The sequence below is a fragment of the Rossellomorea aquimaris genome, from assembly GCF_008180865.1.
GTDB lineage: Bacteria > Bacillota > Bacilli > Bacillales > Bacillaceae_B > Rossellomorea > Rossellomorea yichunensis.
Genome location: NZ_VTEX01000003.1, coordinates 412922 through 436072 on the forward strand (window position 1 = coordinate 412922; position 23151 = coordinate 436072).

The window sequence follows — 23151 nt, forward strand, 5'->3', positions numbered from 1 at the left end:
TATTTATTAGATTGGCTTTTGTAACATATTTTTAAAGAAGGGAAAGGAGAAAGCTTGAAGATAAATCAAAAAAGAAGAATCCTCAGTTCCGGATTCTTCTTCCTTACTTACTTTTTATTCGCCAACCATTCTGCCACGGCTTCTGCTTCTTCACCTTTTATGAGTCCTGCAGGCATTTGACCTTTACCATTTTGAATGACTTCCAAGATTTGATCTTTGTTTAATTCAGCACCGATTTTATTAAGTGCTGGCCCCATTCCGCCTTCAAGGTTTCCACCATGACAGCTGGTGCATTTATTGTTTACGATTTTTTCAGGGTCTACTCCGCCGGAGCTTGTTTCTGTACTTTCTTCACCGCCGCCACCACCGCAGGCTGCAAGTACCAATGAAGCGCCAAATACAATACCAAGTAGCTTTTTCTTCATTTTTTATCCCCCTAGGAAAACATTTTAAGAGTAACGGGATGTATCGAGGTCCGTCCCTCTATTACTTAATTATACCAAGGTTAAACCCGTTTGAAACCTTCACCTAACACCTCTGAAGCGTCCATTGTGACGACGAAAGCAGAGGGGTCAATGGTTTTGACCAGTTGTTTCAGTTTTGTGAATTCTGTTTGATCGACCACACACATAAGGATCGGGCGCTCATCGTCCGTATAACCACCGTATGCAGATAGTTTTGTCACACCACGATCAATTTTATTCAGGATTCCTTCACGAACTTCTTCCTGTCTGTTTGTAATGATCAGTGCCATTTTTGAACGGCTGATGCCGACCTGGACTAAATCAATCGTTTTACTTGTCACATAGAGGCCGATGAGTGCATATAAACCACGTTCGATGTCAAACACGATCGCAGCAGAAAGAACAATCATTCCATCGATAAGCGCGACACATGTTCCCAGGGACAATCCGGTGAATTTGTTTACAATCTGGGCTGCAAGGTCCGTCCCTCCTGTAGATGCTTTACCTCGAAAGACGATTCCCAATCCCAGTCCTACACCAATCCCACCGAATAAAGCACCCAGCAGGGGATCTTCCGTCCACGGCTTCCAGTCTTCTGTTAAAAATACTACCAGCGGCAGGAAAACCGTACCGATGGCTGTTTTCACACCAAATTGAAGGCCCAGAAAAATTAATCCTGCAATGAACAACGGAATATTAAATGCCCACTGAACAAAGGCAGGCTTCCAATCAAACAGACCTTTCAGGATGGTTGATATCCCGCTCACCCCTCCTGAAGCCACCTCATTCGGCAGTAAAAACACATTAAACGCAAGGGCAACGATCGTTGACCCAATCACAACAAACAAATACTCTAACAACTTCTCTTTCCGCGGATTAAGTGCCTGCCCACGACGTCTCTCTTTCAAACCCATCTAGTACGACTCCTTTTACCTATGTATTTATAGTATGAGTACAACCTCTTCCATTCATGCAGAATATGCAGAGGGACAGTATGAAGAGGGACGGACCTCTAATTGGTCACGTCTTGAACCCCTGAAGATGAAAATTGTACATAAATTTCACTTGATATAGTTGTAAAGCATATGTTTGAATCAGGTTCAAATTTACTTCTCCACCCTTCAAACACGCTCTATATCAACCTTTGAGAGTATAGCATGGGTACTTGGAGGTGTAAATAACACTTCAATAACGTGGTAAAGCATTAATATGTTGGGGTGTTGTTGTGCTGAGGGACGGACCTTGATTAATGAGAGGCTTTACAACTGAATATGGGATTTCTGCAACGGCAAATTTTGATTCTGCTGCTGCAATAACTGATATTACCGGTAATCGGCGTTTGTTTGTGAGTGTTTTACATGTTCAAACCACGTTCATATTTATACATATAATGGAAGAAACTCATCTCTTTTAAGGTCCGTCCCTCAAAAAAAGCTGGATCCTCCAATTGAATGGAGGATCCAGCTTGAGTATGATTATTGAATTTTGGAACGCAGATAAGCATTGATGAATGGGTCAATGTCTCCGTCCATGACGCCTTGTACGTTTCCTGATTCTGTGTTTGTTCTGTGGTCTTTGACCATGGAGTATGGATGGAAGACGTAGGAACGGATCTGGCTTCCCCACCCGATTTCCTTTTGCTCTCCACGAATTTCGGCGAGTTCCTGTTCCTGCTCTTCGATTCGCTTTTGGTAGAGCTTCGCTTTCAACATCTTCATGGCTGACTCACGGTTCTTGATCTGAGAACGTTCAGATTGGCACGTTACCACTACATTCGTCGGTAAGTGAGTGATACGGACAGCCGAGTCCGTCGTATTGATATGCTGTCCACCGGCTCCACTTGCACGGTACGTATCAATTTTCAGGTCTTCCGTACGGATCTCAATTTCGATTTCTTCATTAAACTCAGGCATGACTTCACAGGACACGAAGGAAGTGTGACGACGTCCTGAAGAATCGAATGGTGAAATACGAACAAGACGGTGTACGCCTTTTTCAGCTTTTAAGTAACCGTACGCATTATGCCCTTTAATGGCAAGAGTCACACTCTTGATTCCCGCTTCATCGCCAGGAAGATAATCAAGGGTTTCCACCTTGAATCCACGTTTTTCACCCCAACGCGTGTACATGCGAAGAAGCATGGAACCCCAATCCTGTGACTCCGTTCCACCTGCCCCGGGATGCAGCTCAAGTATCGCATTGTTTTTATCATGTTCTTCACTTAGAAGAAGCTGTAGTTCGTAGTCATTTAATCGTGTGACCAAATCACCCAGCTCTTCTTCAAGATCTTTTTGAAGTTCTTCGTCGGGTTCTTCTTTGATAAGTTCAAGGGTAAGCTCAAGGGTTTCATGGGATTCAAGCAATGATTTGTATTCATTTACAAGATCCTTCAAACCGTTTCCTTCATTGATTAATCCTTGAGCTTTTTGCTGGTCATCCCAGAAGTCGGGTTGAACCATGATTTCGTCAAGTTCCTGGATTCTTGCCTCTTTGTTTTCTAAGTCAAAGAGACCCCCTGAAGTCCGCTAATGTTTTAGCTGATTTTTCTAACTCTGCTCTGATTTCTGATAGTTCCATGTGTGGTCACCTCTATAGTTATTTGGGTTGTTGAATTTATTTTGTATTGATGATAGCTGGAATAGAGTGGCCGTGTTTTATTAGACAGTAGTGGTTGATTTCCGCTCCAGGTGCTCGCTTTCCGCGGGGCGTGAGTTGAGCACCTTCCGCTCCAATCAAATTTAAAGTTATGCTATTACATAACATACTTTAAAAACACTATTACAAGAAAAATCCAATTATTAGTAAACCCTATTCCAGTCACCCATAAAAAACGGAAAAGTACCTGGCACTTATTTTATCAAAATAAGCACCAGGTAGCATCTCTTTATTTATCCAGTTATGCCGTGGCAGTGTTTGTACTTTTTGCCGCTTCCGCATGGGCATGGGTCGTTGCGCCCTACGTCTTCTTGCTTGCGGACAGGTTGTTTCTTAGCCTTACCGCCTTCTTCTTTCGGGTTCACCGCTTGACCTTTGGCTACTTCCTGACGTTCAAGATTGCTGCGGATTTCAGCTTTCATGACGTATTTTGCCACGTCTTCTTCGATTGCAAGTACCATGCTTTCGAACATGGCAAATCCTTCATGCTGGTATTCGCGCAGTGGGTCGGTTTGACCGTAGGCACGAAGGTGGATACCTTGACGCAATTGATCCATGGCATCGATATGGTCGATCCATTTTGTATCAACAGCGCGAAGCAGGATGACTTTTTCAAACTCGCGCATTTGCTCCGGCGTAAGCTCTTCTTCTTTTTCATTGTAACGGTGTTTCACATCTTCATAGATCAGATCCATCATTTCTTCCGGCTCTTTTCCACGAAGATCATCAACTGTTACGTCGTTTTCAGGAAGAAGATTCGCATTCACGTAATCAACGATACCTTGAAGGTTCCAGTTTTCCATGTCTTCTTCAGCAGTATGGGCTGCTACCTGACGTTCGATCGCTGATTTGATCATACCCTCAACAATTTCACGAAGGTTTTCAGAATCGATTACTTCATAACGCTGTTTATAGATGATTTCACGCTGTTGACGTAAAACATCATCGTATTGCAGAAGCTGTTTACGAGCATCGAAGTTGTTTCCTTCCACTCGTTTCTGAGCCGATTCTACAGCACGGCTAACCATTTTACTTTGGATTGGCTGAGTGTCATCCATCCCAAGGCGCTCCATCATGCTCTTCATATTGTCAGAACCAAATCGGCGCATCAATTCATCTTCCATTGAAAGATAGAACTGAGTCACACCAGGATCCCCCTGACGTCCGGAACGTCCACGAAGCTGATTATCGATACGGCGTGATTCATGACGCTCGGTACCAATAACGGCTAGACCGCCGCGTTCGATGACGCCTTCTCCAAGCTTGATATCCGTACCACGGCCGGCCATGTTTGTCGCGATGGTCACGGCACCAGGCTGACCTGCTTCCAAAATGATTTCCGCTTCGCGTCCATGGTTTTTCGCATTCAATACATTGTGGCGAACGCCTTTTTTCGTCAATAGTTTAGAGATAAGCTCTGACGTTTCAACGGCAACCGTACCAACCAGTACAGGCTGTCCTTTTTCATGACGCTCTTTGATATCCTCGACTACAGCAAGGAATTTCCCTTCTATAGAAGCATAGATCAGATCGGCGCGGTCATCACGAACGATTGGCTTATTCGTTGGGATTACGATGACGTTCATATTGTAGATGTTACGGAACTCTTCTTCTTCCGTTTTCGCCGTACCTGTCATACCGGAAAGCTTTTCGTACATACGGAAGTAGTTCTGGAACGTAATCGTTGCCATCGTCATACTTTCATTCTGGATTTCAAGACCTTCTTTTGCCTCGATTGATTGGTGAAGTCCGTCACTGTAACGGCGACCTTTCATCAGACGCCCTGTGAAAGAGTCAACGATGACGATTTCTCCTTCCTGAACCACATAATCCACATCACGGTGCATGCTGACGTGAGCCTTTAACGCTTGATTGATATGGTGGTTAAGGGTTACGTGTGAAATATCGAACAGGTTATCAATGTGGAACGCTCTTTCCACTTTGCTTATCCCATCTTCCGTTAATTGAACACCTTTTGTTTTTTCATCATATGTGTAATCTTCATCTTTTTTCAGGGTACGTACAACAGCGTTTGCCTGAATGTAAAGCTGAGGTGTACGCTGAGCGTTACCGGAAATGATCAGAGGTGTACGTGCTTCATCGATTAAAATCGAGTCAACCTCATCGATTACGGCAAAATGAAGAGGACGCTGCACCATTTGATCTTTGTACAGGACCATATTGTCACGAAGGTAGTCGAATCCGAATTCGTTATTCGTACCATACGTGATATCCGCTTTGTATGCTTCACGTTTTTCGTCTTTGGACATCGAGTTTAAGTTCAGTCCTACAGTGAGCCCAAGGAAATTGTATAGCTTGCCCATTTCCTCAGCATCACGGCTGGCCAGGTATTCGTTGACTGTGATAACGTGAACGCCTTTTCCAGTGATGGCGTTCAAGTACACAGGCATAGTCGCTGTCAGCGTTTTACCTTCACCGGTTTTCATCTCGGAGATATTACCGCCATGAAGGGAGGCACCACCCATAAGCTGAACGCGGTATGGATATAAACCAAGTACGCGGCGAGCAGCTTCCCGCACGACAGCAAAAGCCTCAATCATCATATCTTCAAGTTCTTCACCCTTTTGATAGCGCTCCTTGAATCGTTCTGTTCTTTCACGGATTTCATCATCCGTCAATCGCTCCATATCGGGGCCTAATTCTTCTATTTGATCAGCCAGTTTTTCAAGCCTCTTTAATTCTCTTTTATTCGCATCGAACACTTTGTTTAATAGACCAAGCATGTATAAACGCTCCTTTATCTGTGTTTAAATGAGAGCCGAACGTCACTAGAATAACGAAAGAAAATGAAATTCAAATGAGAAACATGAAAAATCCATGTAAAAAGTCACCTATATCCGTTTCCAATCACTCTACTTAAAATTCGCTACAAAATCCAAATATCCTCCCACAAAAACACGATATATTCCCTTCCAATCTTACCACTATCCTATATGGGTTACAACTCAAGGAGGGACGGACCTCTCAATCACAGAGCTTTCAAAGGTTGGATGCTTTACTATCACGCGGTATTCCTGGATTGCTCATGAGACGCGATATTCGTCACGTCTAGAAATAGCATCGATTCAGGTTTAGGGACGGACCTCACATAATATATTTATCAGTCTAGGTTTGGCGACTTTACAGCATTCCCTCATATATTGGGTAAAATCCGAGGTCCGTCCCTCAAAAACAAAAAAGCCGACTATGCAGACGACTTTTAGGTGTTGTGTATGTGAATGATCAGGCTTTGGTAGCTTTCAGTAGCTCGTTGACGGTGTCCTGGTAGCTTTCCCAGATTTGTTTGCTTCGTCTAGAGATGCTGTTGGCGGAGACATCGAAGTATTCAGCCAGTTCTTTTTGGACGTGGCGGATACTGATTTCGTCGATGTTTTTCGCCATGTCCACCAGTGCTCCCGAGTAGATTTTCGGATTGCGGATCGTTGGGCGCTCTGTGTAGAAGTATTTTTCCAATACGGCTACCAGCAGCTCACTTTCTTTTTTGTCTTCCCCTTTTTCAGTCAGGAAGCTTTGAAGGGAAGTGATCGCTTCACCGTATTCCGGCGTTTTCCAGATTTCTACTCCTTCGATTGCTTCTTCTGATTTCTCATCCGAATCCTTGGAAGTTTCTGTTTCATCCGTGGCTCTAGTAGATGCTGCTGCTTTTCCGGCCTTTTTCTTCTCAGCACTATAAAGGACGAATCCTACATCTGCTATTTCCAAGTACTGTCCTGATAAGTAGTCATGTAGATTTCCAAACTCACCTTGTTCAAATCGGATCTTCACCAGTTCCATCGCTGCTTTCTCAATCGCAGGGTAAATGAAGTACTGAGCGAAGGGAAGATACTTCTCCCCATTCGGGAGCAATAGCCCCAAGAAGAAACTATTCTCTTCTAATTTACCGAACTTTTCCGTTACAATCTGCACATCACCGGTGATGGCTTCTTCCACACGTAGCGTATTGTCATCCAGCTTCTCTACAGTTCCTGCCGTCACACGCACGTTTTTCCATGACTCTAATACTTCAGCTGTCTGAGGACGAGTCACCGTGCTCAACTGCTTATCAACAAAACGTTCGATCAAACGAACACCGTCAGCATCCTTTTGAGTCGCTCCGTACCAGCTGACAAATGCCATTTCATAAATATCCGGATCAGCCTGCATCAGATCCATTTTTGCTAAGTAGTGGTGATAGGATTCTTCCATCTCTGTAGACTGGGCCGTAGCAATATAATCATAGAGCTGCGCCTGAAGCACATCAAGCTCCTGACTCACCAGCGTATCTATATTCACAACATTTTCTTTTTCACAGCATTTCTTATATTTTTTCCCACTGCCGCAAGGGCATGGTTCATTTCTACCGACTGTACTCATGTTTGTATTTACCTCCAACTTCTTGAGTCCCGTACACAAATGTTCATTATATAACATTTGTGGCGTTCCTTAAACTGTTTTAGAACAAGAAAAAAGAACCAATCGCTTTTGGATTGGTTCTCATGAGATCTATCGTCCTTGCTTTTTCATATAATCCAACACGTCAAGATCAAAATAGTTCTCATCCTGCTCCCGCATTTCAAAGTTTTCTGTATGGAGATAGTCTTTCAAGCTCTGATGAAGAGACTGTCTTTCTTTTGCATAACCAAGACGGGTAAGTTCCCGCTCCACTTCTTCAAGGATTTCACCTTCCAGCAATACGACTCTACCAGGCTCTGACTCTTTAAAATAGAGCTGATGCATCAAGTAGATTCGCTTCAGTTCCTTAATGGGAGACGCGTGATCATCCACCCTGAGATCGATATACCGATCATTGAAGCCACCATATCCACCGTTTTCCTTCACTACTAGAAGTGCAGCAGACTGCATTCCCCGGGAATCACCACCAGCGTCCTGCCCGGCATCGAGTGCATGGAGTAATCGTTCAGCAAGAGATCCGGTTGTCGACTCAAATGTCTCTGCCATCGCTTTTACGGTATTTTCATCTACTAAAATATTACCTTGAGCAGCAAAGTGTTTACCAGTTTGTCCACCGGCCCAGTCATAGCATCCTTCCCCTGTAAAAGTGGCGGGATTTCCACCAGCATCAATCAATCCCACCTGTCGTAATGGACGCTCGGGATCATCCTTTGTGATGATATCCAGCGCTTCCTCTGCCGTCTTTCCTTCTTCCATTAATTGAAGTGCATGAGGCCCGTACGAGGTATTCGCGTAAGACTGAGTCGCTACGGCTCCCACTCCCGCTTTCGCAAAAGGTACGACAGAACCAACACCGAGGAATTTGGATTGTACCGCAATCCCCCACTCTTTCTCTTCCGGGTCATAACCTACAATGGAATACGTCATGATGAAGTCCTCCTTTAAATTAAAGCGTCAGGATTTAATCCTTTTAGCTCTTCTACTACAAATAACCCATCTTTCCGAATTAAAACATCATCGAAGTAAATTTCTCCTCCGCCATATTCCGGACGCTGGATGCAGACCATATCCCAATGCACATTCGAACGGTTTCCATTATCCGCCCCTTCATAGGCCTGTCCTGGCGTGAAATGGAAGCTTCCGTTTATTTTTTCGTCAAATAAGATATCGAGCATCGGTTCATTGATCTTCGGATTCACACCAAGTGCAAACTCCCCAATGAAACGGGCACCTTCATCTGTATCCAGAATATCGTTCAGTTCCTTCGTTTTATCTGCCGTTGCTTTCACGATCTTCCCGTTTTCAAACGTCAAAGAAACGTTGTCAAAAGAAAATCCGCGATACAGTGTCGGTGTATTGTATGTTATCGTCCCATTTACACTATCCTTCACGGGAGCCGTATACACTTCCCCGTCCGGAATATTTCGCTCTCCAAAGCACATGACAGAGGGAATATCTTTAATGGAGAAAGTGAGGTCCGTCCCTTCACCTGTAATCCGTACTTTATCGGTTTTATCCATCAGTTCTTTAAGATGCTTCTGGGCTTCTTCCATCTGCTTGTAGTCCACGGTACAGACTTCCAGAAGATAGTCGAAGAACGTGTCATAACTCATCTTTGCTTTCTGGGCAAGTGACGGGTTTGGATAGTTTAATAGAACCCATTTCTTATTTTGAATGAGATAGTCATTGGATTCTTTCATATGGGGCATGAGGAGCTGCCACTGTTCGGCCGGAACTTCACTCATCTCCGCATCATTTGCTTCGCTTGAAATATTGAGAAACGCGTCGATATCCTGATATTTTTCCATATTCCATTTATTTTGCAGAATCATTTGTTCCGGTTTCGCATGAGTGGCCATGATACGCAGTAACTCCTGATCGCCGAGCTCATAGTATGGAATCACCCCCATCTCATACGCTTTCTGGAGAACCTCCTTTACAAGCGGTTTAGTCGAATGCTCTCCCATTATATAGAGCTTCTCCCCTTCTATTAATTTCAAGGAATGGGTCAGCAGTACCTCTGCCAGCCTCTCTAGTCTTAGATCTCTCACTTGGTATCCCCCTAAATTTTGTCTACCTTCAAACTTCGACAAAAAATGGAAAAAACCTCCTTGGAAATTAAAAAATCCTGCGGTCACAGTGACCACAGGATTTAAGGGTATTAGTTTGTTTCGATCAAGCCATACTTCCCGTCACGACGCTTGTACACGATATTCGTCGCATTTGTCTCTGCGTCCGTGAAGATGAAGAATGTGTGACCCAGCATATTCATTTGCAGGATCGCCTCTTCGCTGTCCATCGGTTTAAGATTGAACTGCTTCGTTCTTACTACTTCCGTATCGTCCTCTTCCTCCAGTTCAACCGCAGCTGCACCATTTGGAGAAACGTGATTCAGATCTTCCTGAGCCGCGAAAAACTCCTTTGGGCTGCCCTTCTCACGCATTTTACGGTTCACTCTTGTTTTATGTTTGCGAATTTGACGCTCCAATTTATCTACAATCAGATCAATGGCCGCATACATATCCGTGTTGCGTTCCTCTGCACGTAACACTAATTGCGGCATTGGAATAGTCACTTCAGTTTTCGTATTTTTATCAGGATACACTTTTAAATTAACATGTACATTTGCATCAGGAGTTTCATTAAAGTAACGGTCTAACTTGCCAATCTTCTTCTCCACGTGTTCGCGAATCGCTGGAGTTACCTCAATGTTCTCGCCTCGAATGTTGTAATTCAACATGTAAACTCCTCCTTTTAAAAATAAAGCTATGTTTATATATTCTCCATTCCCTTAATTATTCCTTCTTAAACTTTCTAAATTTTTTGTCAATTTTTCGTAAAGTTTGTATTATGGTGTCGTGAAAGTTGATGGATCTGGGATTGGAGAATGAAAGAGTGAGGTGAGGGTTGCGAGCATGTAGGGTTCACCTTTCACTCTTTATATTATTATTTTCTCACTTTTTGAGGAGATTAAACGGTGGGAATTTGGAGGATTTGTGAATGGTTTGGGGCGGATTTGTGAAAGGGGGTTATAAGTTTAACTGTTAAAAATAGCGGTGGATTTGTCAGTTGAATTTTGTTCTTTTTTTGCCTGTTAAATATCTCAATAAGTTTGCCTGTTAAATAATATTAGAATTTCAACTGTTAAATTTCCAGTCATATTTAACAGGCAAATTAAAAGTTGTTTTCATCTGTTAAGGCCAAAACGTAGAAACACCTGCAGAACTCAGTAGGTGTTTTCTTATCCTCAGTTATTAAATTGCTTCAACCTAATTTCCACATAAAATTTATAATGATTTTTCGAACCATTATTCATAAATGAAAGTATTTTTCTTGTATCAACATGCTTATTCTCTCTATTAGTAATAAAGGATCGATAACTGGACCATTGATATTTTTCGGGTTCAGTTGCAATACCGGCTCTTACAGGATTTAAGTGAATATAGCAGCTTGTGTCAACCATTTGCTTGTTGTTCCGTATAATGACTGATTTAAAACGTCCTTGAAAAAGATGGCCTTCAAACCCATTTCTCTTATTAAAATAACGGGCATAACGGTAATGGATATATTGTATGATCTTGCCTGGAGGGTCATCGATGGTTTCAATCAGGAGATGAACGTGATTGGTCATGAGGCAATAGGAGTGAAGAATAAAGGGGAACTTTTCTTTTGCATCTTCTACAATTTCTAAATACTTTAAACGATCTTCCTTGTTACGAAAAATGGTATATCTCCGATTTCCTCTTGCCGTAATATGATAGATATAACCAGGGAACCACTCTCTTTTATTTGCCATGTCAACATCCTTTCTACTTTTGGTATCTCTTTCTTCGACATACTTATACAAAATTCCTGCTAAGCGTGGAGTTTGCCTGTTGAATTAGCTCTAAAATTTAACAGGTAAATAATCCAGAACATTTGCCTGTTAAAAAACCTGTGATATTTAACAGGCAAAATCACCTTAAACTTAACAGACAAACAAAAAAAGACCTGCTCTCTAATACAGAACAGATCCACTAAACATCCACATCCTGCCGTCCAAAAAACCACCCCGCCAATCCACCAAACCCAATCAAATACACTGCAATCACCCCAACAGAAAACAAAAACGTCATCCCTTCAAAAGGTGGAGTTCCGAAGAAATACTGCTGTAAATCGGTATTGGCAAACAACAAATACCTCCCCCATTCCATTCCCCGCTCATTCATGACAATCAATAACGTTCCTGCGGAAAACGTCAGAAAAAGAGTCGTTCCAATGGCAAAGGAACTGCTTCTCGTCAGCACAGACAGAGTGAAAGCCACAGAACAGATGGCGATCAGTTCAAGAAATCTCAGGACATAAGCGCCCGCTACCAGGAAAAAGTTTACGTTGAATTCAAAGAAGCTGTCGTAGAACCACAGAGCGCCCAGTACGGCAGAAAATAAAAAATGGGCAGAAGTAAGAATGGTTGCTATGACGATAACGGCTAAGTATTTAGAGAGCAGTATTTTCACACGGTTGACCGGACGTATGAGTAGCAGCTTGATGGTACCTGACGAAAACTCATTGGATACGATGTCACCTGCTATGATGAGGCAGAAGACTTGTAGGACGATGATAAGGTTTGAGCTGATTCGCATATACTCCCAGAAGGAGAATTGGATTCCTTCGAATAGCATGTAGACGAATAGGGATGCGATGGAGTTGATGAATACGATGATCCCAAGGGAAATCCACATGCGGGGACGGGAAAGTTGTTTTAAAAGTTCATTGGTGACTAGGTTAATCATGTGTCTTCATCCGTTTCGTACTTGATTTGCCAGTTTTTTGGGAGACACTCTCAAATAACCTTCGTGAATCAAGGCTTCAATTGCTTGCCATCCTACTTCCTCTGTCTCTACTAACACCCAGCCATGTCTTCCAATGTAGGGGGCTTTAGTGTAGCCTTGCTGCTCGAGTAAGATTTCTTGAGTGGTGGGGAGCGTTTTTATAGATAGGGAGAGATTATTCTCCTCTCCTATTATCACAAATGGCTTGTCCTTCACCCGGAAAGAAGTGTGTCCAAAGCCGTCTATATGTTCATGAACTTCAGGGTAGGTTCCGCAAAGACTTCTGATTTCATCTACCAGACTATTTTTCATCAAGTCTTCCTCCAGCATTTTTCTATTATTATAGCATGAGTGTATTTGGAAAAAGAAAAAAGCCTCGAAGATTCGAGACTTAGTGTGTTAGATAAGGATTTAGTTCTTTATCAATAGATGCTTTCCATGTGGAAAAGGCTGGTGACAGTTTTTCCTGCACGATACTTTGTTTGACCTCATTGTTATCTAGCTGTCCGTCCAGTTTCCATGCCTGATCCGTCACCGTTTCAAATTGGGTTAGAGCTTGCTGAATGCCTTCCCGCCCATCAAACATTTCTTTCAACAAGCCATTGCTTTCTGAAATCTGACCGATAGCCACGAAGACATCCGAAAGGACCCGGTCCCCTTCTGTTTTACTTAAATCTGTGAAGCTTGCTTCCACATATTTAAGTGCTTCTTCGATTGTGTCGAGCATTCCGACGTATTGGTTGACCAATTCGTACTGTTTTTCGTCTAATTTCGTTGTCAAAGAACCACCTATTTCTTTTTATCGTAGAACATTCCATCATATTGCAGGTATTCATATGGGTTTGAATACTTTTGAACGGAAGTTTTTTTCTTCGTCAACCCATTCATATCTCGCTTGATTTCCAAACGCAGTTGAGCCAACTGCCGATCAATCTGCTGGTTCCAGGCAATCATCTGCTTGCCGAGCTCCTGCTCATCCTGAGTATAAGGAGGGTTGATGGTCCCAAGTACACTCTGTCTTTTTTCTAAAAGAGATTCCACTTCCTCAATCGTAGATTCCCTGTTTTCATCAGTCGCCTGTTCCAATGCTTGTTTCAATTGCTTTGTGATCGTATAGCACAAAAGGACCGAACTCATTACGCCTGTCCACCTTGTCCGGCATGCTGCTTCTGACGATTCAGTTGAATGACTTGTTTCCATGTGTCACGAAAATCAGTGATGAGACCCTCTACTTCTTCCAAAATCGCCAAATCATTCTTGATATTGGCTTCTGTTAAGCGACGGTTGATGTAGTCGTAAAGGGACATAAGGTTTTGTGAAACTTCAAGATCGGTGTTCAACGTCACCATCAGCTCATTTACGATGGCTTGGGTCTTTTGGATATTAGTATTTTTCAGTTCAATATTCTTTTCTTCAATCGCTTTTTTAGCGATATGAATAAATTTCAGGCTTCCGTTATAGAGCATAAGGGTGAGTTCACCTGGTGATGCTGTGTTGACCGAGTTATTCTGGTATGCTGCATACGGGTTGTTGATGGCCATAGTGACACTCCTTTAGTTATGATTAGCCGCCGAATTGGTTCATGAGGAACATGGATTGTTCGTTGGAACGCTGGATGGCTTTTTCCATGGCGGTGAATTGGCGCCAGTAGCGGTCTTCGACTTGGATCAATCGGTCCTCAAAACGGTCCATTTGGCTGTCCATATTGTTTAGTAAACGGCCCAGAGTAAATGTATTATTGGTGCTCGAAGCTTTCCCTGCTTTTTGCTCAATGCTGTCCATTGTATCTTTCAACGTATCACGCAAACGTCGGGCGATTCCTTGTTCATTTGACGTCGCACCATCTTTAGCAAAAATTTCATAGATCGCGTTCGGGTCTTTTGAGATCGCTTCTTTCAGCTTGCTTTCATCAATAATCAGTTTTCCACGATCAAGGTAGTTACTTGATGTTTTGATCCCAATCTGGGCTAATTGGTCAATGCCTGATGTTCCACCTGAGATTGGTGTGTACATGTCGGTTCGCATTTTGTTTAGAGCAGAGGTTAGAACGGAATCGTTTCTCAGAGTACCATTGCGGGACTTTTCTTCCCATAAATCAATTTCTTTTTCCTCCATTGATTCTTTTTGTTCAGCAGTCAACGGCTGGAAATCACGGTATTTCTTTTCGTTTACTTCGCCGTTTACTTTTTCAATGAGTTTGTTGTATTCGTCGACGAATTTGACGATTTTTTCCAGGATTTTGTCGGTGTCGGGTTGTGAAGCGAAAGTTACATTTGTATTGGATGCGTTCTTCAGGGTCAGTTCAAAGCCGTTGATAGTAAACGTGTTGGATGACCGTTCAGTAGCCATTCCGTTGTATGTAAATTTGGCATTTTCACCAATGGAACCCCGATTATTAGCTAGGGCAACATCATTATCTGCATCCAATTTCAGGTGTGTGGTAAATAGATCACCCTGTAACTCGATCTCAGCCCCACTGGCATTACTTCCTGTATTTTTACTCATCACTGACATTTGCTTTGTATGCTGGTCATAAAACATCGTCACACCTGTTTGCGCATTGATCTTGGATATTAAACTGTCCAGTGTTTCATCTTCAGCATTAAATTTAATTTCAGTAAAATCAGACGCCATCGTTCCGTCTGCTTTGATTGCCTTTACTTTAATACTTTGCTCACCAGTCATTCCGAATGATTCACTCAATTTTTTCTTAGAATCAAATGCTCCACCGTCAGACTGAGTAATGCCTGAACTGTACATAGTAGCAGCAGTAGCCAGCTTCTCAACTTTTAATGTCCCGGTAAAATCGGTAGTTGAATTGATGTTTTTAACTGAAACTTCATTCGGATCTGAGACTGTAACTGACTTCTGCGTATACGTCCCCTGCTTCATCACCCCGTCAAAAATAAGATTACTAAAATCAAACATCATCTTATTCATATCTCGGTAATCATCACGCTGCCACTCAAGGTATTGCTTCTTTTGTTCCAGTTTATCTAAAGGGATTCTCTCCGCCTTCATTAAGTCCTTTATAATTTGATCCGTGTCCATACCACTGGCAAGGCCACCAATTCGCATATCAGCCATATGTATCTCCTTCCGTTAAACCTTCTTATCTACCATCAAACCAACAAATTCCGTCATTGCGGCATGCATATCAAGAATCTTCTTTGCTGGTATCTCTTTGACTATCTCTTGCGTACGATCATCAACAATGGTCACATAGTATTCTTTCAATTTATCATGAAATTCAAATTTGAGGTGTGTATTTGAAGTGGCCATAAACTCATTCATCCCATGAACGACATCTTCCAATTTTTCTTTGGTGACAGGTTCTTTGGTTGTGGTTTCTTCATGGTGTCGCTCCTGTGCTTGAATTTGTTTCACTTCTTCGCTTGTTTGGTTCTGTAATTTAGTAAATGATTGTATTCCTGAAACTCCGCCTGTCACTTTATCAATCATCTTTTGATCCTCCTGAGGGTTATATGGGTTATATCGGAGTTTTTTGGGGGAAGTTTAGGAAGAAAAAGTTTAAATTGTGTTATTAAAGAAGAACAAAAATATTAAAGGAAGCACGGTTCAACCCGAAAGAAATGACTTATTTTGATAGCTGTTAGATAATTCTTAGTGTCCAAACAAACATCAAAGAATCAAATCCCCCCATCTCCTAACAACTGCATTACCAATTGGTAGGCATCTTCTGGACTACGTACGCAGCTCTTCTTTTTAAGCATGCGCTATTTCTCTTCAAAAAAAGTCTTCCCTCTGGAGAGAGAAGCTCTGGTTTGATGTATATCAAGGTAATGTATGTTTAATATTATGGTATTCGCTTGTTATTCTGGTTGTTTCACCTAAACGTAGTTTCATAGATTTAGCGAAAATGGAATCTAAGAGAGATGTTAACGCCTTTTGACTGAATCCTCCAACTTTGATCCCCCCTATTTTCCAAGGACTAACAATAGCATCTACCTATTCATAATTATCTCCATCTTAGTTGCATTCTCACACCTCGCCTTTGCTTCTTCTAAAGTTTTTCCAGAACCATCAACATTGAGTGAACTAACAGCATTACCTTGTTCATACCTTACTTCTATACTTACAAGTCTACCTGATATTTCTTTATCATATTCTTCAACGATATTCATTTAATTCACCTCCTTTAAGCGGTAAAAGAGACCCTAGCAATGCCAGAGTCCCTTTCATATTTTCTAAAATTAACGAAGAAGTTGTAAAACCCCTTGTGGTTGTTGGTTCGCTTGCTTTGCGACTATGTCTTTCGATCATAGAATAGACTATATCTTCACCCTAGAAGGGGCTGGGCACTTCGAACAGGAATTCCTGCCCTACGAGATTCATAGTCATAGCTTTCGCTTTAGACCGTGTACTCTAGTCGTTGAACCTTCTCCAGAGTTTCCTCACAGGAGCTTGGCTGCTGATTATCCATTGTTTTATCTCTATCATTTTCAAACCGTTCCGCTTACCGTTTCCAGTTACGTTGTGGTTGATTGAGCTTTAGGAAGTTCCAGCAATTCACCCAGTTATACTCCAGCTCGTTACCAAACTGGACGCCCTCGAATCATTTATCTCAGAAGTTGTAAAACTCCTTGAGGCATTTGATTGGATTGAGCCAACATTGCTTGTGATGCTTGAGAAAGGATTGAATTCTTTGTTTGGTTCATCATTTCTTTTGCCATGTCTACGTCACGGATACGAGACTCAGCCGCTGTTAAGTTCTCAGAAGATGTACCTAGGTTGTTAATTGTATGCTCTAGTCTATTTTGCTTAGCACCTAGTTGAGAACGCTCATCTGATACTAATTTAATTGCTGCATCAATAGTTGCGATAGCTGTTGAAGAAGTAGAAGAATCTACACCTAAATCAATAGCATCTATTCCAAGCGCTGCCGCTTGCATGTCAGCAAAAGCTACGTCTAGTGTCTGTGAATCATTAGAACCAATTTGGAAAGTAAAAGTACCTGCTGTTCCTCCAGTAACATCCAAAAGGTTTTGACTGTTAAATTGAGTAGTTGTTGCAATACGGTCAACTTCCTCTATTAGATCTGTTATTTCTAATTGTATTTCTGCTCTATCGTCCGCAGTATTCGTATCATTAGAAGATTGAACAGCTAATTCACGCATACGTTGTAAGATAGCATGTGTTTCATTTAGAGCACCTTCACCTGTTTGGATCATAGAAATAGCATCCTGAGAGTTTCGTTGAGCTTGATCTAACCCACGAACTTGAGCACGCATCTTTTCAGAGATTGCAAGACCTGCTGCATCATCTCCAGCACGATTAATACGAAGACCAGAAGACAACTTCTCCATAGATTTCCCTTGTGCTCCATTTGCACTATTCAACTGACGATAAGTATTCAAAGCCGCAATATTATGATTAATTCTCATAACAATAATTTCCTCCTTGAAATTAAGTCCACATCCTTGTGAACTATCTAATTTTTAGTTTGCAACAAGCCACAAAGGTCGGCCGCCCTTCTCCTCATTGCTTACAATACTATTATCGGTCGTTTCTACTAGTGTTTAATAGTTTGAGAAAAATAATTAATCATTTTTCGGCAAAAGGTTAAACAGATTGTCGATTCCTTTCGAAGCTTCGGTGTTTTCTTCCTGAATTGAAAGGTAGATTTCTTTCCGATGGATATCCACGTTCTTTGGTGCGTTGATCCCCAGTTTCACCTGATCACCTTTAACAGAAATAACAGTTATCTCAATCTCATCCCCAATTTGAATGCTTTCTCCCGTCTTCCTTGTCAGCACTAACATCCCCTCACCCCTTCTTTCCTGCAGGCTGAGCAAAGATCAGATGCTTGGTTTGGTAGTCTGTGTTGGTTAAGATTACTTGTTTTCCTTTGCGATTTGCCAGGTTAAGAATGATAGGGGCCTGTAAATTAGCTGTAGATTCATTAAGCGTTTCTCGTACAGTAAGAATAGAAAGCACCTGCACATCTTTTTCAGAAGGTTTCCCTAGAGACTCCAAACTAGCCTCGTCTAACTCAAAATCATAATCTTTAAAAAATACAAACGGATCTGTCACTACAAACCCGAGCTGAGATGTTACCACCGATTGCAATATATGAAACCACTCATTTTCCGGAAGTGGCAACAGTACAAACTGTTTCTCTTCTCCAAATCCTGGGATTCCGTATTCAAATGTCAAAATGTCTTCTGACTTCACTTCGATATTTCCATGATATTTCGTATTGATTTTCATCCGTTTCATTCCTTCATTCTATATTTCTTGTTCGTAATTGAACCCTACGTGTTTTAAGTTCGCAAAATCAATTTGTAAGTCCGCATACCGTTTCAAACTGACATCCACTTGTGCAGGTGTATACTGTATATTAGGCTTTTGAGGACGAGAGTGATTCACGACTTTTTGAGGTTCAATGTTCACCTTCACACTTCCAGGGTCATAGCTGATTTTGACGCTCCCTGCAGATGGAATCCATCCTATATTGAACTCATACATCGGATCTTCACTGTTCCTTTTAGCCTGGGCAGCAATCGCACCACCGCCATTCTCGATCATCATCAGTTCATCACCGTCCTGGGCGACACGGGCAAGTCCCGCCAGCCAGTCTTCATATCCTTGTTGGGAATATTCTTCTATCCTGCGGCGCACTGATTTCAAGTCCATATCTGCCCTGGCCTCGGTTTGATCAATAGTCAGTTTGGAAGGCGTCCGCATAATGTCCATCTTTGCCTGGGGTTGCTGGATATCCAATTCTGCCGGTGGCTGTTCAATGTCCATACGGCCTGGAGTCGTCCGGATGCTCAGGGCAGCTGACGTGGACTGCAATCTTATTTGTGGAACGTTCACACATACTCACCTCCAAATAAAAAGGGACTGACCTAAGGTGACAATACACCTTAAAGGGTCAGTCCCCTTGCTTTTATCTTAGAAAATCCATTAATGTCGGCTGAATGATTCTGGCGCCAACGCTGAGTGCTGCGCGATGTACGCTTTCTTGGGTTTTCAAATCCGTGATGACACGTTCGATGTCGGCATCTTCGTTATCCGATAGGATTCGATTCGCTGTTACTTCCTGTTGCCCCAGTCGGTCGTCTACCATTTCAAGACGATTGTATCTGGCACCGAGTTCAGACCGTTCCGCTGATAATGTGTTCATTACGCTATCTAACTCCTCAAGCTGGCTGTCAAGCGCCGAATCATCTCCAGATTCCAATGCTATTTGGATATTGTGTACCGTATCAAACAGTTTCTGATTAAAGACTTTATTAGGATTAACGTTTGCTTTGAGAGAAACGCCTTGTGAAACCTCTACAGGATAAGTATCGATAGCATCGCTGCCTAAATTATCAGCGACCTGTGGAGCACTTCCATCTGCTGGATTCCCATCCTTAATCGGAGAATTCCCAACGTCCGTTCCATGAAAAATATATCTCCCCGCTACTTTCGTTTCAGCAACACTGACAAGGTCGTTTTTAATCTGTTCAATCTCAACAGCTACAGCTTTTCGGTCTTCCGGGCTTAACGTTCCATTTTTCCCTTGAAGCGTCAATTCACGTACACGCTGTAAACCTTGATTCGCCTGCTCGATTCCAGATTCGGAGTTTTCCATCCAGAGGTAAAGTTCCGATAAATTCCGCTTATACTGTTCAATCCCAGTCAGGTTCGAACGATAAAACATCCCTTTCATCGCTACAACTGGATCATCCGAAGGCTTCGTAATCTTCTTCCCTGTCGCTAACTGATCCTGCAACTGACCCATTCGTCCATATGAAGAACTAAGGTTTCTCATCGAGTTCGCTGTCAGCATACTTTGTGTTACGCGCATATTCATTCACCTACCTATCTTCCAACGGTTCCCATGCCGTTAATGATTTTATCAAGCATTTCGTCCTGTAGTGTGATCATTCTGGCAGAGGCGTTGTAGGCATGCTGGAATTTGATCATGTCTGTCATTTCTTCATCCAGTGACACACCGCTTACGGACATGCGGCGTTCGTCCACCGCTCCTCTTAATACATTAGAGTTGCTTGCGAGACGGACGGATTCTTGTGATTCTACGGCCATTTTCCCGATCACGGATTCAAAGTGCCCTTGGAATGAGGCTTCTTTTTCACCATAAGGCAGTTTAGTCGTAGTGATGATGTCGGCAAGCGCCAGAACGTTGGATGCATCTCCAAGGGTCGGATTATCTGCACCCGCTGTCGCGATGTTATCCAGGTTGCTCATTTCATCTGCCACCTGTATTCTTTGAGCGAATCCTGCTTTAGGCACACCGTCCAGATTTGCTGCGGCATTCATTGCATCCTGGAAGAACTTCTGTGTATCCGGAGTATCGTTGTCAGGATCAAAGTTTGGATCGTTCATTTGTTCAGGTGTGAAACCTTTTTGATGCTGGTCATTGAATGCTTTGGCAAATTCATACGCCATGCTGTCCAGTTCATCGAGCATGCTGATGTAGGAGCCTTCTGCTTCACCTTCTTTATTTTTGAAGCCGTATGTATCGACAAGGGCTCTCAATTTCCCTTCGCCTTGTGATAAGAAGTCTTTAATGTCGAGCGTCTGATTACCGATGGTTACGGAATCCACCGTATTTTGAGGGCCTTCATAGGTAAGCTTAAGTTCATTGACTCCACCTTGCCCGACCAGGTTGACGGCCAGGTTTCCATCCTTACCGACCAATGTGACAGTGACCGCACCTTCTGCGATAGGTGAAGACGCTCCTCCATTGGATTGGTAGCTCGTTTGAATGGAGACATGCTGTGAAAGTTCATCGATCAATCGGTCCCGTTCATCATATAGATCATTTGGAAGATAGCCATGTGGTTCAACATCATCTATTTGTTTATTGATGTTATCGATTTGTCTGGACAGGGAATTGATTTGCTTTTCACTGACAGACAGCTCATTTTTCAGGTCGCCCCTGACACTCGTTAAGGATGACGATAAGTAATTGAATGTTTCAGCAACGGCTTTTCCTCTTTCAACAACGACTGACCGTGCACCTGAGTTGGACGGATTAACGGCTAGATCCTGAAGGGACTGCCAGAACATATCCATCGTTTTAGATAAGCCTGAATCCGATGGTTCATTCATGACCTCTTCCATCTTCTTCATCGCTTCCATTTTTGTTTCCCAGTAGCCAAGCTTTTGGTTTTCACCTCTATACTGCATGTCGAGGAAAGAATCACGCACGCGTTGAATCGAACCGGCGTCAACTCCCGTTCCAATTTGACCTGGGATTTGCGGACGGTTCATGGAGGGGGCAGGATAGGGTGTCGTTTGTTCAAAATTGACTCGTTGACGGGTATATCCAGGGGTATTTGCGTTGGAGATATTGTGACCGGTTGTATAAAGGGCGCCCTGCTGGGTGTACATGCCTCGTTTCGCCGTTTCCAGGCCCATAAAAGTGGATCGCATGGTGTTGCCTCCGTTTCAATTAGTAAGTGCTATGCTTTCGAATCAAACATGGATCTTCCGGTTGGTGATTTCTTTTCACCGTTTGGTCGTGAATAAGTTGATTGATCAGGCTGCGGTTGCGTCATGGATAGATTCATATTCACGAATTGAAGAGATTGATAGACAAGCTTTTGATTCAGCTCATTTCGGACTTTCAACTCTCCGATGATGTCGACCAGTTTTTGCTGCCAATGGGCTAGCGTTTCTTGTTCATCAAGGGAACTGTACTCGATGCATTGAGATATTGTTGGCGCCTCGTTCAAATGTACTCCCCGTGATTGAAGATAGTGACTGGACTCACGTTGTCTCTCAGCTTCCACCGTATTGATGGCAGCCAAGTGCTTTTGTTCATCCTTCAGGACACGATCGAGTTCACTCATATCACCTTTTTTGATGACGTCCGTTTTATCCATTGAAAGATCGAACAAACTTTTATGCAGCTTATATAGTTTTTCAAGAGTTGTCGTTAGATTGGTTGCTGACATGTTTGTTCGCTCCTTTTTATTGTCCGTTATAGAAATTCTTCAATCCTTTAGCAATGGCTCTGGGATCAATGGTATAGTTCCCACTCTGAACCTGATCTTTTAAAGCTTCCACTCTGGCTTGGCGCTCTTTGCCGAGTTTTGAAACCTCCTGCATCTCTTTTGCAGTAGAAGAGATTTCGATTTTGTCGGATATCGTTTTCTCTGATTTGCCGACCTGGTCCATCTTGTTAAGATTGCGCTTATAAGGATTGATGTTCTGATTTCCGATATTGTTAATCTTCATCATTTTCTCCTCGCTTTCATCACGTCCATTGTTTCTACCTAGTATATCGGATAAAAACGTGGTTTGTTTAGCTTTAGGGCCTGGTTAGTTTTTCCTGATTTATGTACTGACCTTCTAGTTCTTCTCTCTCATGGTGTAATACGTTCTCTGACCGGAGTCCTTTGATTTATTCTTCCATTCCTGCTCCGTTTCGAACTTTTTCAAATCACTGGCAAGTTCAGAGGAACAATCACTGCAAATCCTACCCATCCCTATAATCTTCCCGCATTTATCACAAGGATAACCCATATTTGGAAACTGTCTCGTCTGAATGCGGCCTTTTTTCACCCATTTATATAGAAGTTCCTCATCTACACCCGTCACTTCAATGACACGCTCCATTGTCGCAGCTCGGTTATCCCGCTTTTTTAAAAATTGATAGACAGTTTCGTACATCGTTTCTTCTTTTTTATAGCATTTGTCACACACATCACGGAATTTATTTTTCATAAAAATCGCGTTACATCGTGGACAATTGATGATTTCTGACATGATTGGTTCCTCCCGATAAAGCTTCTCTTATCCGTTATATCGGCAGAAAAAGGGATTGT

At 42.5% G+C, this 23151-nt stretch carries 26 protein-coding genes; all 26 read right to left on the minus strand.

Annotation, left to right across the window (positions count from 1 at the left end; genetic code table 11):
• Nucleotides 1-107 precede the first annotated feature (107 nt).
• Nucleotides 108-425 carry a cytochrome c551 gene (gene cccB / locus FZC88_RS14670; protein WP_148970264.1) on the minus strand — a complete coding sequence of 106 codons (318 nt, stop codon included), beginning with the start codon at nt 423-425 and terminating at the stop codon, nt 108-110.
• 80 nt (nt 426-505) lie between these two features.
• Nucleotides 506-1378 (minus strand): YitT family protein, encoded by an 873-nt coding sequence (locus FZC88_RS14675; RefSeq protein ID WP_187443642.1) that lies wholly within the window; start codon nt 1376-1378, stop codon nt 506-508.
• A gap of 561 nt (nt 1379-1939) precedes the next feature.
• Nucleotides 1940-3041, minus strand: a protein-coding gene (prfB, locus tag FZC88_RS14680; RefSeq protein ID WP_148995426.1) for a peptide chain release factor 2 whose coding sequence is annotated in 2 segments (ribosomal slippage) — nt 1940-2968 and nt 2970-3041 — 1101 coding nt in all. Because the reading frame shifts where the segments join, the coding sequence is not laid out codon by codon here.
• A gap of 311 nt (nt 3042-3352) precedes the next feature.
• On the minus strand, nt 3353-5863 hold the full coding sequence (secA, locus tag FZC88_RS14685; protein WP_148995427.1) for a preprotein translocase subunit SecA: 2511 nt from the start codon (nt 5861-5863) through the stop codon (nt 3353-3355).
• A 499-nt stretch (nt 5864-6362) separates the two neighbouring features.
• Nucleotides 6363-7493: a YecA family protein gene (locus FZC88_RS14690; RefSeq protein WP_187443643.1), complete on the minus strand. Its 1131-nt coding sequence runs from the start codon at nt 7491-7493 to the stop codon at nt 6363-6365.
• A 129-nt stretch (nt 7494-7622) separates the two neighbouring features.
• Complete coding sequence (locus FZC88_RS14695; RefSeq protein WP_148995429.1) at nt 7623-8459, minus strand: DUF1028 domain-containing protein; 837 nt, start codon at nt 8457-8459, stop codon at nt 7623-7625.
• A gap of 14 nt (nt 8460-8473) precedes the next feature.
• Nucleotides 8474-9583, minus strand: a complete 1110-nt coding sequence (locus FZC88_RS14700; protein WP_148995430.1) for an aminopeptidase — start codon at nt 9581-9583, stop codon at nt 8474-8476.
• 110 nt (nt 9584-9693) lie between these two features.
• On the minus strand, nt 9694-10272 hold the full coding sequence (gene hpf, locus FZC88_RS14705; RefSeq protein WP_113971339.1) for a ribosome hibernation-promoting factor, HPF/YfiA family: 579 nt from the start codon (nt 10270-10272) through the stop codon (nt 9694-9696).
• A 507-nt stretch (nt 10273-10779) separates the two neighbouring features.
• Nucleotides 10780-11328 carry an REP-associated tyrosine transposase gene (locus FZC88_RS14710; protein WP_148995431.1) on the minus strand — a complete coding sequence of 183 codons (549 nt, stop codon included), beginning with the start codon at nt 11326-11328 and terminating at the stop codon, nt 10780-10782.
• A 220-nt stretch (nt 11329-11548) separates the two neighbouring features.
• Complete coding sequence (locus tag FZC88_RS14715) at nt 11549-12304, minus strand: ABC transporter permease (protein ID WP_148995432.1); 756 nt, start codon at nt 12302-12304, stop codon at nt 11549-11551.
• 6 nt (nt 12305-12310) lie between these two features.
• Nucleotides 12311-12655, minus strand: a complete 345-nt coding sequence (locus FZC88_RS14720; protein WP_262371873.1) for an MmcQ/YjbR family DNA-binding protein — start codon at nt 12653-12655, stop codon at nt 12311-12313.
• A gap of 79 nt (nt 12656-12734) precedes the next feature.
• On the minus strand, nt 12735-13124 hold the full coding sequence (locus FZC88_RS14725; RefSeq protein WP_148995434.1) for a DUF8042 domain-containing protein: 390 nt from the start codon (nt 13122-13124) through the stop codon (nt 12735-12737).
• Between the two features lie 8 nt (nt 13125-13132).
• The gene (gene fliT, locus FZC88_RS14730) at nt 13133-13480 is read right to left on the minus strand and encodes a flagellar protein FliT (RefSeq protein ID WP_148995435.1); all 348 of its coding nucleotides are present in this window, start codon (nt 13478-13480) and stop codon (nt 13133-13135) included.
• A complete protein-coding gene (gene fliS / locus FZC88_RS14735; protein ID WP_148970275.1) occupies nt 13480-13884 on the minus strand; it encodes a flagellar export chaperone FliS in 405 nt (134 codons plus the stop codon). Before fliS ends, fliT begins: the two co-directional genes overlap by 1 nt.
• A gap of 22 nt (nt 13885-13906) precedes the next feature.
• Nucleotides 13907-15430: a flagellar hook-associated protein 2 gene (locus FZC88_RS14740; RefSeq protein WP_148970276.1), complete on the minus strand. Its 1524-nt coding sequence runs from the start codon at nt 15428-15430 to the stop codon at nt 13907-13909.
• Nucleotides 15431-15445: 15 nt separating this feature from the next.
• A complete protein-coding gene (gene flaG / locus FZC88_RS14745) occupies nt 15446-15805 on the minus strand; it encodes a flagellar protein FlaG (protein WP_148970277.1) in 360 nt (119 codons plus the stop codon).
• 503 nt (nt 15806-16308) lie between these two features.
• A complete protein-coding gene (locus FZC88_RS14750; RefSeq protein WP_148995436.1) occupies nt 16309-16488 on the minus strand; it encodes a hypothetical protein in 180 nt (59 codons plus the stop codon).
• 435 nt (nt 16489-16923) lie between these two features.
• Complete coding sequence (locus tag FZC88_RS14755; RefSeq protein WP_148995437.1) at nt 16924-17748, minus strand: flagellin N-terminal helical domain-containing protein; 825 nt, start codon at nt 17746-17748, stop codon at nt 16924-16926.
• Nucleotides 17749-17904: 156 nt separating this feature from the next.
• Nucleotides 17905-18126 (minus strand): carbon storage regulator CsrA, encoded by a 222-nt coding sequence (csrA, locus tag FZC88_RS14760; RefSeq protein WP_148995438.1) that lies wholly within the window; start codon nt 18124-18126, stop codon nt 17905-17907.
• 4 nt (nt 18127-18130) lie between these two features.
• Entirely contained in the window at nt 18131-18574 is a 444-nt protein-coding gene (gene fliW, locus FZC88_RS14765; RefSeq protein WP_148995439.1) for a flagellar assembly protein FliW, read from the minus strand.
• An 18-nt stretch (nt 18575-18592) separates the two neighbouring features.
• The gene (locus tag FZC88_RS14770; RefSeq protein WP_148995440.1) at nt 18593-19183 is read right to left on the minus strand and encodes a DUF6470 family protein; all 591 of its coding nucleotides are present in this window, start codon (nt 19181-19183) and stop codon (nt 18593-18595) included.
• Nucleotides 19184-19256: 73 nt separating this feature from the next.
• Nucleotides 19257-20162 carry a flagellar hook-associated protein FlgL gene (flgL, locus tag FZC88_RS14775; RefSeq protein WP_148995441.1) on the minus strand — a complete coding sequence of 302 codons (906 nt, stop codon included), beginning with the start codon at nt 20160-20162 and terminating at the stop codon, nt 19257-19259.
• A 14-nt stretch (nt 20163-20176) separates the two neighbouring features.
• The gene (gene flgK / locus FZC88_RS14780; protein WP_148995442.1) at nt 20177-21754 is read right to left on the minus strand and encodes a flagellar hook-associated protein FlgK; all 1578 of its coding nucleotides are present in this window, start codon (nt 21752-21754) and stop codon (nt 20177-20179) included.
• 29 nt (nt 21755-21783) lie between these two features.
• Nucleotides 21784-22278, minus strand: coding sequence for a flagellar protein FlgN (locus FZC88_RS14785; RefSeq protein WP_148995443.1), 495 nt, complete (start codon nt 22276-22278; stop codon nt 21784-21786).
• Nucleotides 22279-22294: 16 nt separating this feature from the next.
• A complete protein-coding gene (gene flgM / locus FZC88_RS14790) occupies nt 22295-22561 on the minus strand; it encodes a flagellar biosynthesis anti-sigma factor FlgM (protein WP_148995541.1) in 267 nt (88 codons plus the stop codon).
• Nucleotides 22562-22675: 114 nt separating this feature from the next.
• Nucleotides 22676-23092: a TIGR03826 family flagellar region protein gene (locus tag FZC88_RS14795; protein ID WP_148995444.1), complete on the minus strand. Its 417-nt coding sequence runs from the start codon at nt 23090-23092 to the stop codon at nt 22676-22678.
• Nucleotides 23093-23151 lie beyond the last annotated feature (59 nt).